Origin of the sequence: Shewanella sp., assembly GCF_051658185.1 — a bacterium.
Taxonomy (GTDB): domain Bacteria; phylum Pseudomonadota; class Gammaproteobacteria; order Enterobacterales; family Shewanellaceae; genus Shewanella.
The window spans coordinates 1-13,230 of sequence record NZ_JBOFMC010000040.1 but is presented as its reverse complement, the minus strand read 5'-3'; the positions used below and the strand labels follow the sequence as shown (position 1 = coordinate 13,230).

Here is a 13,230-nt window from a genome sequence, read left to right as displayed (position 1 = left end):
GTGTCACTATCCATAAAGGTGGCATAACCACGCAGATCCGCCATCAAGCCCAAGTAAGGGGTCAGCCGATATTCCACCCCGCCGCCAATCCCCAGCGAAAACCGCGTTTCACTCGACCAAAACTCTGGCTGCATGCGTGTCGCGCCGACACTGGCGGTAATGTAAGGCTGTACATCGCCCTTAGGGAAATAGAGAGTCCCGCCTAGGTGAATATAATCCACCACAAGGGGAGTGATGAGCCTTGGACTAAACATCCCCGCGCTGGCAAGATCGGTGGATTGCCGGCTAAATGACAGATAGATATTGCCAGGATCGGCGGTAGTCAAGCCCAGCATAAGCCCATAGTGCCCAGATTCATCAATGCTGACCTTATCACTATGGGAGGTCTGCGCAAGACTCTGGCCATCTACCTGCTTAAGATCAAATTGCCCGCCCCCTAAGCTATAGCCGCCATAGGGCGCAATCACCAAGGCCGTCTCGGCGTTAAGGGGCGCAGTTAACATGACGCCCAATACACTGAGCATCGACCACGGCGTTAAGTATTTCATCCTCACTCCTTTTTAGGACTCGCACATGCCGTTACCTGGCACAGGGTTAGCGCATGCCGCGCTCGGTTTTGACCCTATCGTAAGCGGCCTGAATATCCTGCGCCTTACGATTGGCCAGCTCCATCATTTCTGGCGGTAGCCCTTTAGCAATTAATTTATCCGGATGATGTTCATTCATCAATTTGCGATAGGCACGCTTCACCTCTTGATCGCTAACATCGGGAGTTAAGCCCAATAACTCATAGGCATCGCTAATGGATGTGGGATTGCCGCCATTTTGTTGATGGAAACGGTATTCCGCCTGCCAACGCTTAAGCAGTTCATCGAGCTGCGCGCGGCCATAGCCTAATTCATGGGCGACGGTCATCAAGATAGCGTGCTCGGCAGGATCTAAGTTACCGTCAGACAAGGCCGTCTGAATTTGGATCTCAATAAACATCTGCACCAATTCTTTGCGCCCCATGGTCACGGCGCGAAAGGCATGCAAACTGCTTTTAAGGTCAAAGTCCGGCGCTTTCCCCTCACGAAACGCCTGCTGGGCCTCTTTACGGGCCTCGCCAGTCAGGCGCAGCTGATCCATCAACAAGGTCGCAATGCGGATATCAGTCTCAGTAACATGGCCCGATGCCTTGGCCACATGGCCCATCACCGCAAAGGTGGTATTAAAAAAGAGACTCTGCCGATGTTGAGCCTGCCCGAGGAGCTGACTTAACCCGCCACCGGCAGCAGCCCGTTTATCATAAAGGTGGCCTAACCATAATCCCAGCATCGCGCCAAAGAATCGACCAAACATAAAACCAATGACAAAACCAAAAAACTTACCCCAAAGCCGCATCGTCAATCCTGCTATAAAAAAATGTATTGGATGTGCGATTAATCCATCGGGATCCATCGCAGCTAACTGCACTTGTGCTACTCAATAAACTGAATGCTCAATAAACTGAATAACAGGCTTAATGCTCAACAGACTCGGCCCCCTGCGGGCTAGCTCCCAAGCGTAAATGGGCCTCAAGTGCCTGTAATCGAGCAAGGGTACCGACATCGCACCACAGCCCCGTAAATAGCGCACCACTGACCACACCTTTGCCCATTTGTGAGCGTAACAGTGGCCCAAGTGCAAATGCCCCTTCAGGCGCGCCCTTGAAAAACGACGGGCGATACAAACCTACCCCTGAAAACGTATAACTCGGCTCGCCTTGGGATAACACCACGGTGCCACTTAACGCAAAATCCCCCTGGGGATGTTGCGCCGGATTGGGTACCAACCATAAATGCGCTAGCGTCTGCGCGGCCATCGAGGGTATTGGCGGCAACGCATCAAGATACACATCACCATTGATCACCAAAAAAGGGTCATCCGTCGCACCGTCGCAAAGCAAAGGCAGAGCTTGCTTAATGCCACCGCCGGTTTCCAAGGCGTTTTCCTCATGGCTATAGCGAATATTCACCCCCAATGCCTTACCGTCGCCTAAGGTCTCTACCAGTTTATGACCAAGCCAAGCATGGTTGATTACGATATCAACAATGCCAATCGCGGCAAGTTTTTCAATGTGATACACGATAAGCGGCTTGCCTAATACTGGCACTAAGGGCTTAGGCAGAGTATCGGTTAACGGCCGTAAACGCTCGCCCCGCCCCGCCGCTAAAATCATGGCTTTCATTTAGCAATCCTCTGACGCAGCTTGCGCGCCCAGTAATGGCGTAAATGCCGGTAAAACCCGTGTTTGCACCCAGCTGGCAAAAGGGGCTAACTCTGGATAAGCCGCAGCAATATCAATGATATAGCTTAATGTTAATGGAATATCTGCCATATAAGCGGGTTTATGGTCGCGGTAATGTAACCGCGCAAAAATGCCAGCCGCTTTGATATGGCGCTGCAACCCCATCAAATCAAACCAACGCTGGTACTCACTAAACTCGGTCTGAGCAGGGATAAATCCATGGGACAATGCTTGCTGATAATGCTGCTGCATTAAATCGGCAACAATAGCCTGCGGCCAGCGTATATAGCAATCTCGCAGCAACGATACTGCATCATAGGTCACAGGGCCGAGCACCGCGTCTTGAAAATCGATCACCCAAAGGTCGCCATGATTAAGCATCAGATTACGGCTGTGAAAATCGCGATGCATGCCGACCTGGGGTTGAGCCAGTGCATTTTCAACTAAAATATCAAAGCTTTGGTCTAATAATGCCTGCTCATCCACCGTGAGATTAAGCTGTAAATGCTCGCCAATCAGCCACTCTATAAAAATCTGCAACTCCCGGCGCACAAATGCCTCATCATACTGCGCAAGAGCGTGGATCTCACCGCTAGTAGGATCGGTACTTGCCACCACGTTAGCAATCTGGGGCAACAATGCCAGCGCCTGCTGGTAATACTCACTGACATTATCCACATTCAAGACCGAGAGTAATTGAGTATCCCCCAAATCCGTGAGCAACATAAAGCCCTGCTCAGTATCGGCGGCGATGACCTTAGGCACCTTAAGTCCGGCCGCAGCAAACGCATGGGACAGGGCGATAAACGGGGTAATTGGCACCAGTTGAACGGGGGAGTCAGCGGCAATAAAACAACCTTGCGCAGTCATGACCCGAAAATAGCGCCGAAAACTGGCATCGCCTGAAATCAACATGGGGGTGACATCTGCAGAAAAATAACGGCTCAGCCATTGGCTTAGGGAAATAAATCTCGGATCGGATAAAGTCATTTCATGGCTCTTAAAGAAAAATTGCTTTATTATAGCTGGCATGTAATTTGGAAACAGCTAAGAAATTGAGAGATTTATTTAGCCGTATTGCACTTGCTGCACTTGTACAGTGCCACTTTCACCATCGATACTTGTCCAGACTAAGAATTCATTATTGACCTAAGATGCAGATCCGTTATTTTCTGGCCTTGAGCCTGTTACCGCAATTAGTCCTGGCAGACGAATCTCCCACGCCGACGGCATCGCAATGCGTCATCGAACCGCCAGTACCCCGTATCACTGCGCAGCCGGGGATGAGTACGGCTGACCGCAATAACATCCGCATTATCTCTGATCACACTCGCGCTGAGATGGGCAAACAGGCGGTGTTTAGCGGCGACGTCACATTTAGCCAAGGCGACAGGCACATTGCAGCCGACGAAGCCATTCTAGACCAAAGCACCGAACAATTTGATGCCAATGGCAATCTGGTGTTTCAGGACAGCGTATTTACCGTAACGGCCGATTCTTTATCCGCCCAAATGCGTAGCAATCAGGCCACCCTCACCGGTGCCCAATATTGGCTGCATGGACAACAGGTCAATGGCGATGCTGAAAAACTGCAAATCACCAACAATAACAATTTAATTTTAACGAATACCAACTTCACCACCTGCCCACCGGACAATGTGTCTTGGCTACTCGAAGCAGACAAAATCAAAATCAATAGTGCCGAAGAATGGGGTGAAATTTGGGACGCAAGGCTGAAGATCCGCGGTGTACCGGTCTTCTATATTCCTTACATGACCATTCCGGTGTCGGATAAACGTAAGACCGGCTTTTTGTATCCGAGCTTTAGCTCCAGCACCACGAATGGCGCTGAGATCTCGGTGCCCTATTATTGGAATATCGCGCCAGAGTATGATCTCACTTACACCCCAAGCTACATGACTAACCGCGGATTATTCTCCAAAACCGAGTTTCGTTATCTTTCGGGGGCAAGCCAAAAGGGCCAAGTGAATTTTGAATACTTGAATAACGATCTCATGCTCGATGGCAATGAAGACCGTTACCTGTACCACTGGCAACATCAAGGCGCGATTGATAAAAACTGGCGGGTACTGGCGAACTTTACTGAAGTCTCAGATAACAACTATTTCAACGACTTAAAGTCTGACATCAACCGTGCGACCGATAACCAACTCTCGCGTATTGGTGAGATCAGTTATTTTGAACGTCATTGGGACTTAAGCACCCGCGTACAGGATATCAAAGTACTCGGTGAGGACGAAAAACCCTACCAAGTGATGCCGCAGGTGAACTTTAATTATCGGACGGTCAATTTTTGGAACAATCTCGATTTTACCTTTAACTCGGAGCTGACCAATTTTGCCCATCAGGATAACAACATCAATACGGCAACCCGGCTGCACATGGCGCCAACGGTCACCCTGCCGCTCCATGGCCCATCAGGTTCGCTAACCAGCCAAATTAAGTTGTTGCAAACTCATTATTGGCAAACCAACCTCAATCCTAATGAAGTGCTCGATGAAACCGTGAACCGCACCATTCCTCAAGTGCGCATTAATGGTCAAATCAATTTTGAGCGCGCAACCGAATTTTTTGAGCAGCGTTATCGCCAAACCCTTGAGCCACAATTTCAGTATCTTTACGTCGGTTACGAGGATCAGCGCGGCATTGGTATTTACGATACCGCCCAATTACAGGATGACTACTTTGGTCTATTCCGCGATAGACGCTTCTCAGGGCTTGACCGGATTGCTGATGCCAATCAAGTCACCCTCGGTGTCACCACCCGCTTATTTGATGATCATAACCAAGAAGTGACCAAGTTTAGCCTAGGGCAAATCTTCTACCTTCAGGACAGTAAAATGGGCTACGAGGACGTGATTTTCGAGCAAAATCAGTCAACCTCCATACTGGCCGCCGAGTTAGATACCCGCCTAAGCCAAAATTGGTATTTAGGGGCCGGCATTCAATACGATACCAACACCAGTGATAACAAAAAAACCGAGGTTACCTTAGATTACCGGCCAGAAACCAATAAGTTACTGCAACTTAGCTATCGTTATGTGCCGGACCTATTAAACTCAAATACCAACAATTTAGTGAATATTTCCCAAGCAGGTATTCGCGGCGCGTGGCCGATTAGCGATAGCCTCTATTTTGTCGGTAACTGGTACTACGACCTAAATGAGCAGCGTAATATTGAAAGCTACACTGGCTTTCAGTATGAATCCTGCTGCTACGCGCTACGCCTCAGTTATAACTACCGCATTAAAACCAACTATGACGATAATATCGGCCCAGTGGATGGTGGCGAGCGCGAGCGATTTGAAAGTGGGGTTTACTTGAATTTAGTCATCAAAGGCTTAGGTGGTTCGGGCCCATTAGGCGTCACCGACATGCTCAATGACGGCCTATTTAACTACCGAAAACCGCTTTATCTGAGGAATTAATCAAGAATTGTGATAGATTGCTGAACCTCGAGTAGGACGCACAGTCCAACAGCTTAACAAGCACGGCAAGCTGGCTTAACAGCACTGGCTAAAACACCAATGAGGTTGACCTTGCCCGCTTGCCTGCGTTACCGACCACCAACGGCAGGTAATGCATAAAGATTTGTGATAGATGATAAAGTTAACCCAATTAAGCCGTCAAACCTGACTTTAGAACGTGCCAAGGATTTTGTGGATGAAACCCAGTAAACATCTGATTTTTGCTTTATTTGCACTTGCTATCAGCCAACCGACATTGGCCGCGCCGCAACCGCTAGACAGAGTTGCCGTACAAATTAATGACGGCATTGTGCTCGAAAGTGAAATCACTAACATGATTAACACCGTCAAAGCCAACGCGAAAGCGGCCAACCAATCTTTACCCTCTGACCAAGCACTCCGCACTCAGGTCATTGAGCGCTTGATTTTGACCCGCCTACAATTGCAAATGGCCGAGCGTATTGGGTTACATATTGGTGACTTACAATTAGATCAAGCAATTGAAAACATTGCCCGCGAGCAAAAAGTGTCGGTCGCCCAAATGCAACAAAGCATCGAGAGCGAAGGCCTAAGCTTTAGCCAATACCGCGAGCAATTGCGTCAAGAAATCACCTTAGGTGAAATTCAGCGCATTCAAGTACAACGCCGTATTCAGGTGTCTCCTCAAGAAATCACCAGCCTAGTCAAACTGATCCAAGAACAAGGGATGAAAGATGTCGAATACCAACTCGGCCACATCCTGATCGACGTGCCAGAAAATCCCAGTAGTGAGCAACTCGAGGCGTCGAGCAAACGTGCCAACATCGTGCTCGAACGCTTAAAGGCTGGGGAAGATTTTCGCCGTACCGCGATTGCCTCATCATCAGGTCCTAAAGCCCTTGAAGGCGGCGTATGGGACTACATGAACATTAACGAAATGCCGACCCTATTTGCCGAAATTATCACTGGCGCTAAAACCGGGGATATTATCGGCCCAGTTAAAAGCGGCGCAGGCTTTCACATCATCAAAATCATGGATGCCCGCGGCCTGCAAACGAAAGAAATTGAAGAAGTAAGAGCCCGCCATATTCTGCTAAAACCCTCACCGATCCTGTCTGAAGATCGCGCCAAAGCCATGCTTGAGCAGTTCTTAAAACAAATTAAGTCAGGAGAAGCGAAATTTGAAGACTTAGCGCGCCAGTATTCTGAAGATCCAGGCTCAGCGACCAAAGGTGGCGAACTCGGCTGGGCAGAACCAGGGATTTACGTGCCTGAGTTTGCGCAAGCACTCAATAGCTTACGCCAAGATGAAATCAGCGAACCGTTTCGCACCACTCACGGCTGGCATATCACTCAGCTCGAAGAGCGTCGCAAAACCGATGCCACGGATCAATTTAATAGCAACCGGGCACATCAGTTGATCTTCCGTCGCAAATTTAATGAAGAACTGCAAAACTGGCTAGACGAAATGCGTTCAGACGCATACATTGAAGTCTTTGAACCAGAGACCAATCGAGGTTAAGTCGAATTGACCACTAAACGTATTGCCATTACCCCAGGAGAACCTGCTGGTATCGGCCCCGATTTAGTCGTACAACTGGCTCAGCGGGCATGGCCCGCTGAGTTAGTCGTTTGTGTAGACCCGCAATTATTAGCCAGTCGAGCTAAAAAACTCGGGCTACAGGTCACATTTAGGCCGTACTTACCTAACCAGGCACCCAAGCCCCAAGAGGCTGGCACCTTAACCATTGCGCCATTTCAGTTAATGACCGAGGCGGTATGTGGCCAGCTCAACGACCAAAACAGTGCTTACGTGGTGGATACCCTGCGCTACGCCGGCGAGAAAAACATGAGCGGCGAGTTTGATGCCGTTGTCACCGGTCCCGTGCATAAGGGCATTATCAACCAAGCGGGTATTTCCTTTAGTGGCCATACTGAATTTTTTGCCCATCAAGCGAACTGCCCTGATGTAGTGATGATGCTGGCAACCGAAGGATTGCAAGTGGCGCTTGTCACCACCCATATTCCGCTGGCATACGTGGCAAAAGCCATCACTCGCCAGCGCTTGCACCATATTATCAAAATCCTTCATGCGGATTTGCAGCACAAATTTGGCATCCACTCGCCAAAAATCTACGTTTGCGGTTTAAATCCCCATGCTGGAGAAGATGGACATTTAGGGCGGGAAGAAATCGATATCATCATCCCTGCGCTTAACGAGCTGCGCGAGGAATATCAAATGAATATCGTCGGGCCATTGCCCGCCGACACCCTATTCCAGCCTAAATATCTGCAGGACGCCGATGTTGTCTTGGCCATGTACCACGACCAAGGCCTCCCCGTCCTCAAGTCACAGGGATTTGGCAAATCGGTAAACATCACCTTAGGTTTACCCTACATACGTACCTCGGTTGACCATGGTACGGCGCTCGATCTCGCGGGCACAGGCAAGGCCGATATTGGCAGTTTTGTCTGCGCTTTGAATAAAGCCATTGAGTTATCCTCAAAAAACTAAACGATTACATTATTAATGAGCAACAAAGTACATTTAGGCCACACGGCCAGAAAGCGTTTTGGACAAAACTTTTTAACCGACAGCAATGTGATTAATCGCATTGTGGGCGCGATCGCCCCCGATAATGACCATGTGATGGTCGAAATCGGTCCCGGCCTTGGCGCCTTAACGGAACCCGTCGCCATGGCGGTGGATAATCTGACGGTGGTCGAGCTTGACCGCGATCTGGTTGAACGCTTACACCAACACCCGGTGTTAAAAGATAAGCTGACGATTCATCAAGGTGATGCGCTACAGTTTGACTTTGGCCAACTCCGTCAGAGCGGGAAAAAGTTAAAAGTGTTTGGCAACCTGCCTTATAACATCTCTACGCCGTTGATGTTCCATCTGTTCGAATTTGCCGAGCAGATCGAAACCATGCACTTTATGTTGCAAAAGGAAGTGGTACTGCGCCTTTCAGCAAGCCCGGGCTGTAAAGCCTATGGTCGCTTAACGGTCATGGCGCAATATTTCTGCCAAGTGGTTCCCGTGCTCGAAGTGCCGCCCCACAGCTTTACCCCGGCACCGAAGGTGGATTCTGCAGTCGTGCGCCTGCTGCCCTATAGTGAAAAACCTTACCCCTGCAAAGATGTCAACGTACTGCGCCAACTGTGTACCACCGCCTTTAACATGCGCCGTAAAACCTTGCGTAACAATCTTAAGCATATGTTAACCGACGCAGAATTTGAGCAATTAGGCATAGATCCAAGCCAACGCCCAGAACAGATAAGCGTTGAGCAATACGTGGCCATGGCCAATATGGTCTGTGACAAAAAAGCCTAACGTAATCACGAGTCCAAGAGTGATGGGCACTCCCTAGGAGTGCCCAAGTCAATGTAGGAAGCAGCATGAGCGCATTGGAAACCTCTATTAAGGTCGAAGTCAAAACAGAATATATTGAACAACAGTCCTCGCCCGAGGATCAAAAATACCTCTTTAGCTACACCATCACGATTATCAACCTTGGCGAAGCGCCAGCAAAACTCGAAACCCGCCACTGGATCATTACCGATGCCAATGGCCACACCAGTGAAGTCAAGGGTGCAGGGGTGGTCGGCGAAACGCCAACGATTCCCCCCAATACCGCCTATCAATATACCAGTGGCACAGTGCTCGATACGCCCCTTGGCATCATGCATGGTTCCTACGGCATGATCAGCGATTCAGGGGAGCGCTTTAACGTCATCATCAAGCCTTTTCGGTTAGCGACGCCTGGTTTATTACATTGAAATAAAAAGAAAGGATACTGTGGCCCATTATTTTGTCGGTGATGTTCAAGGCTGTTTTGCCGAACTGCAACGCGTGCTCGCTAAAGTGGATTTTAATCCCTCCCGTGATGAATTGTGGGCGGTTGGCGATCTTATCGCCCGTGGCCCAGATTCCTTAGCGACGCTGCGTTATTTCCACTCCCTCGGTGATAGCGCCAAGATAGTATTAGGCAATCATGAACTGCATTTATTAGCGCTGCACGGCAAACTCAAACGCGATAAACCCAGTGATAATCTCGCGGCCCTGTTAAAAGCGCCTGAACTAAACGGCCTCATCCATTGGCTCAGACAGCAACCCTTAATGCGAGAGTTCTCAGGCAAACCACTCATCATGACCCACGCTGGTGTGCCCCCCCAATGGTCACTTGAAATCCTAAGGCAAGAGTCGCAAGCGGTCAGCCAAGCCCTCCAACAAGCCGATTACCTTGAAGCGCTCATAGGCCAAATGTACACAGATCAGGCCAAAAGCTGGGACCCCACCGCCGTAGGAATTAACCGCCTCTGCTTTTGCATCAATGCACTCACCCGCATGCGCTACCTCTATGTCGATGGTCATTTAGATTTTGCCTGTAAACAGCCGCCCACCGCTTGTACCAATCCTCAACTACGCCCTTGGTTCGAATTTAGCTCAGCCCTGCGAGGCAGCCACACCTTAGTATTTGGGCACTGGGCAGCACTCATGGGCAAGGTCGATGACGCTCAATTAAAGGCGTTAGATACTGGCTGCTGCTGGGGTGAACACTTAACCCTGTGGCATCTTGAGAGTGACCAAAAAATCACTCAAAAAAAGTTAAAAAAGAGTTAAACTAGCCCCGCCTTAGGCCGATAGAATCCTATGCACTTTAGCCCTTCATCGTAAGGGCCATTCCCCTACGAAAAAATAATAATAATTGGAGTATGCTATGAAAGTGAATGTGGCCACCAGAGTCATTGGCGGATTTAGCATTGTTACCCTGTTGCTTCTTTTACTCGGATTGAGCTCATACCTGACCAACCTAAGTCTGAAAGACAGCTCAAATATGATGCAAACCTTGAGCTTGCCAGCCCTTAAATCCACCAGCCATATTGCTGAGCGATTAAATGAGCAGCAGCGGCAGGTGTTAACCGCCTATTACACCCAAGCCTCCACCAAGCTCCCCGACATTCGCAAGGCATTTGAGCAAGATAGTCGCCAATTCAGTGATGAGATCGCCAACCTCTCCCAGCTAGTTGCGCAGCAACCCCAACTGTTAGCGCAGGTATCCAAACTCAGTAGTAGCTTTACTGCCTTTAAAGAATACAGCCTAACGATGTTCACCGAGCACCAAGCGGCGCTCAGCCAACAGGAACAATTAATCCATTTAAAGAAAAAGCTAGAAAACGCGGCGGATGATGCCTCGTCAAACTTGCTCGATCTTATCGAGCTCGAAAGTAGCCCCAACCCCGATGCGCAAAGCATTGCCGCCTCGGCTGGCGCCATTGATACTAGCCTTAGCAATATCATTACCACGATTACCGATCTCGTTGGCAACGAAGAGCGTAGTAAACATGATCTTATCGCCAAAGAGCTCAGTTACATCCTGAGCGAAACCAAGAATAAACTGGAATATGTTAATCGCCATAGTGGAACTATTGTGGCAGGTGACACCCTCAGCGCCATCAATGACGAAATCGCCAACCTGCTGCGCCTAGTAGAAGGGCCAGAGTCCATGCTGTTAGTTAAAGCCAGTCAATTACAACACACCCAAGCATCAATGACCCAACTGACGCAGATCGAAGCGGCAGTCAAGACCATCAATGCCGATATGACGCAACTTAGCGACAGTATCGAACAGGTCGCTAACCAAATGAGCCAAGCAACGCTCGCTCAAATTGATGCCGCGAGCCTAAGAACCCTCGTGTTAGTGCTCTGCGCTATCCTAGTGGCCATTATTATTAGCGTGGTTGTGGTCGCCCCTCTCAAACGCGCGCTCAGCCAAGTGAACAACGCACTCACAGTGCTAGCCTGCGGCAATTTAACCCATAAATTAGACGACTCAGGCCAAGATGAATTTGCTGAACTTGCGAGCAATTGTAATCGCCTCGTCGATAGTCTACGAGGCTTGATCATTGGAATTTTAGATCGCTCGAATCAGCTCGCTGCCGCAGCGGAACAAACTTCTGCCATTACCGCACAAACCACCCGCGGCATTCAGGAGCAAAAGAGTCAAGTAGACCAAGTCGCCACGGCAACGACACAATTAAGCTCCAGCGCCCAGCAAGTGTCCCTCAGTGCAGACCAAGCACTGGCGCAGATCAAACAGGCCGATCAAGAAACGCGGCATATGCGCAGTATCGCCGAAGAAAACAAAGCCACCATTTTAGTCCTAGCCGACGAAGTCACCAAGGCGGGAAGCATCATCAACAAAGTGCAATCCGACAGTGCTGCAATTGGCTCAATCCTCGATGTCATTCGCGGCATTGCCGAGCAAACCAACCTCCTCGCCCTGAACGCCGCCATTGAGGCGGCTCGTGCTGGCGAGCAAGGCCGAGGTTTTGCCGTGGTGGCTGACGAAGTCCGCAATCTGGCATCCCGAACCCAAGCCTCTACCCGCGAAATTCAACAAATGATTGAAGTCCTGCAACAGGGAGCACTGCAAGCCGTTGCCGCCATGGACATGGGGCGCATTCAAGCCAATGCCTGCGTGACCAAAACCGAACAGGCCAACTTAGCCCTAGAAACCATTAGCCAATCGGTACATAAGGCCTATGATGCGGGCACGCAAATTGCCCATGCCGCCCAAGAGCAGCATATCGTCAGCCAACAAGTGTCCGAAAAACTTGAACATATCGCTTATATCTCCGAAGAAACCGCAGTGGGCGCCGATCAAACCGCGCAATCAAGCCAGCAGGTCGCTCAATTAGCCGAAGAACTGCAAGCCTCTGTGGGTGAGTTTAAAGTATAAGCTCACGCCTGAGTGACACCAGCGCACCGCAATCCCTGCTTTTCTGAGGTGTTTAAGCAAAAGCGGGGATAGAGAAAGCGCCCTTTAGTTTAAGATGCGACATTTCAACTGCCGTATAGCGGAAAAGGATTAAAATGGCGTTAAAGGAGAGCGTTGAAGGGGAGCGTTTAATCATCATTTGAGGGTTGCTAAGGATATTATCCTTGGCGGCCGGTGCAGCCTCTGAGTGCACTTAGACGTTAGCGCGAAAGATGTTCGCGTGGATGGGTATGATTCACTAGCGCCTTTCTCACGTTCGCTCTCACACGCTGTCTCTCACTGGGTAACTGGGTAACCAATGCCAAACTCAGTTAGCATTGGTTACGCCGGGTTCTAAACTCATGTTAAGCCAATAGCACTATTACTCTTCCTCTGCGCCAGAGCCTGCGCCTAATCGCTCCTTAACGGCGGCAATAATCGAACTAGTACCATGGCCATTGGCTTCGGCCCACGCCTGAATGGTCAGACCGTCGGTTTCTGCCACATTAAGTTCATTGACAGATAACCGCTTAGCGACAAACTCCCCTGCATCTGTGGCATTGGCCGTCAGTGCAGTGCGCAACAAACTCTGACCATCACAACTAATCCCGCTATAGACCTGACGTAACTTGACGCGGCTCTCCTTGAGTTTTTTGCGTAATCGGTTCTTATCATTAGCTTTGACATAATCACAAAGACTCGCCACCAAGGGATCTGCCTCAGCCGATGC

At 49.7% G+C, this 13,230-nt stretch carries 12 protein-coding genes; 7 read left to right on the top strand and 5 right to left on the bottom strand.

Annotation, left to right across the window (positions count from 1 at the left end; genetic code table 11):
- From ACRCZA_RS01710 to ACRCZA_RS01695, 4 genes are all read right to left on the bottom strand, one after another.
- A partial coding sequence (locus ACRCZA_RS01710) for an outer membrane beta-barrel protein (RefSeq protein WP_438672759.1) occupies positions 1 to 548 on the bottom strand: 548 nt, incomplete at its 3' end.
- Positions 549 to 594: 46 nt separating this feature from the next.
- Positions 595 to 1,383 carry a co-chaperone DjlA gene (gene djlA / locus ACRCZA_RS01705; RefSeq protein WP_438672758.1) on the bottom strand — a complete coding sequence of 263 codons (789 nt, stop codon included), beginning with the start codon at positions 1,381 to 1,383 and terminating at the stop codon, positions 595 to 597.
- A 118-nt stretch (positions 1,384 to 1,501) separates the two neighbouring features.
- Complete coding sequence (gene murU, locus ACRCZA_RS01700; RefSeq protein ID WP_438672757.1) at positions 1,502 to 2,209, bottom strand: N-acetylmuramate alpha-1-phosphate uridylyltransferase MurU; 708 nt, start codon at positions 2,207 to 2,209, stop codon at positions 1,502 to 1,504.
- Positions 2,210 to 3,301, bottom strand: a complete 1,092-nt coding sequence (locus tag ACRCZA_RS01695; protein ID WP_438672756.1) for an aminoglycoside phosphotransferase family protein — start codon at positions 3,299 to 3,301, stop codon at positions 2,210 to 2,212.
- A gap of 122 nt (positions 3,302 to 3,423) precedes the next feature.
- On the opposite strand from ACRCZA_RS01695, the gene lptD reads away from it, so the two are divergent.
- The 7 genes from lptD to ACRCZA_RS01660 all read left to right on the top strand — a co-directional run bounded on the left by lptD (position 3,424) and on the right by ACRCZA_RS01660 (position 12,482).
- A complete protein-coding gene (gene lptD, locus ACRCZA_RS01690) occupies positions 3,424 to 5,718 on the top strand; it encodes an LPS assembly protein LptD (RefSeq protein WP_438672755.1) in 2,295 nt (764 codons plus the stop codon).
- A gap of 235 nt (positions 5,719 to 5,953) precedes the next feature.
- Positions 5,954 to 7,258, top strand: a complete 1,305-nt coding sequence (gene surA / locus ACRCZA_RS01685) for a peptidylprolyl isomerase SurA (protein ID WP_438672754.1) — start codon at positions 5,954 to 5,956, stop codon at positions 7,256 to 7,258.
- A 6-nt stretch (positions 7,259 to 7,264) separates the two neighbouring features.
- Positions 7,265 to 8,251 (top strand): 4-hydroxythreonine-4-phosphate dehydrogenase PdxA, encoded by a 987-nt coding sequence (gene pdxA, locus ACRCZA_RS01680; RefSeq protein ID WP_438672753.1) that lies wholly within the window; start codon positions 7,265 to 7,267, stop codon positions 8,249 to 8,251.
- A gap of 15 nt (positions 8,252 to 8,266) precedes the next feature.
- Positions 8,267 to 9,073 carry a 16S rRNA (adenine(1518)-N(6)/adenine(1519)-N(6))-dimethyltransferase RsmA gene (gene rsmA / locus ACRCZA_RS01675; RefSeq protein WP_438672752.1) on the top strand — a complete coding sequence of 269 codons (807 nt, stop codon included), beginning with the start codon at positions 8,267 to 8,269 and terminating at the stop codon, positions 9,071 to 9,073.
- Between the two features lie 65 nt (positions 9,074 to 9,138).
- Entirely contained in the window at positions 9,139 to 9,519 is a 381-nt protein-coding gene (apaG, locus tag ACRCZA_RS01670) for a Co2+/Mg2+ efflux protein ApaG (protein WP_438672751.1), read from the top strand.
- Between the two features lie 19 nt (positions 9,520 to 9,538).
- A complete protein-coding gene (locus ACRCZA_RS01665; RefSeq protein ID WP_438672750.1) occupies positions 9,539 to 10,363 on the top strand; it encodes a symmetrical bis(5'-nucleosyl)-tetraphosphatase in 825 nt (274 codons plus the stop codon).
- 97 nt (positions 10,364 to 10,460) lie between these two features.
- Entirely contained in the window at positions 10,461 to 12,482 is a 2,022-nt protein-coding gene (locus ACRCZA_RS01660; protein WP_438672749.1) for a methyl-accepting chemotaxis protein, read from the top strand.
- Between the two features lie 400 nt (positions 12,483 to 12,882).
- Here the strand turns inward: ACRCZA_RS01660 and ACRCZA_RS01655 are convergent.
- The coding region (locus ACRCZA_RS01655) for a DUF3718 domain-containing protein (protein ID WP_438672748.1) at positions 12,883 to 13,230 on the bottom strand (348 nt) is incomplete at its 5' end.

Bases quoted from the DNA above. Each gene is read 5' to 3' on its own strand.
- djlA (WP_438672758.1), bottom strand. From the start codon at position 1,383: ATGCGGCTTTGGGGTAAGTTTTTTGGTTTTGTCATTGGTTTTATGTTT.
- ACRCZA_RS01695 (WP_438672756.1), bottom strand. From the start codon at position 3,301: ATGCCAGCTATAATAAAGCAATTTTTCTTTAAGAGCCATGAAATGACT.
- ACRCZA_RS01660 (WP_438672749.1), top strand. From the start codon at position 10,461: ATGAAAGTGAATGTGGCCACCAGAGTCATTGGCGGATTTAGCATTGTT.
- murU (WP_438672757.1), bottom strand. From the start codon at position 2,209: ATGAAAGCCATGATTTTAGCGGCGGGGCGGGGCGAGCGTTTACGGCCG.
- rsmA (WP_438672752.1), top strand. From the start codon at position 8,267: ATGAGCAACAAAGTACATTTAGGCCACACGGCCAGAAAGCGTTTTGGA.
- apaG (WP_438672751.1), top strand. From the start codon at position 9,139: ATGAGCGCATTGGAAACCTCTATTAAGGTCGAAGTCAAAACAGAATAT.
- surA (WP_438672754.1), top strand. From the start codon at position 5,954: ATGAAACCCAGTAAACATCTGATTTTTGCTTTATTTGCACTTGCTATC.
- lptD (WP_438672755.1), top strand. From the start codon at position 3,424: ATGCAGATCCGTTATTTTCTGGCCTTGAGCCTGTTACCGCAATTAGTC.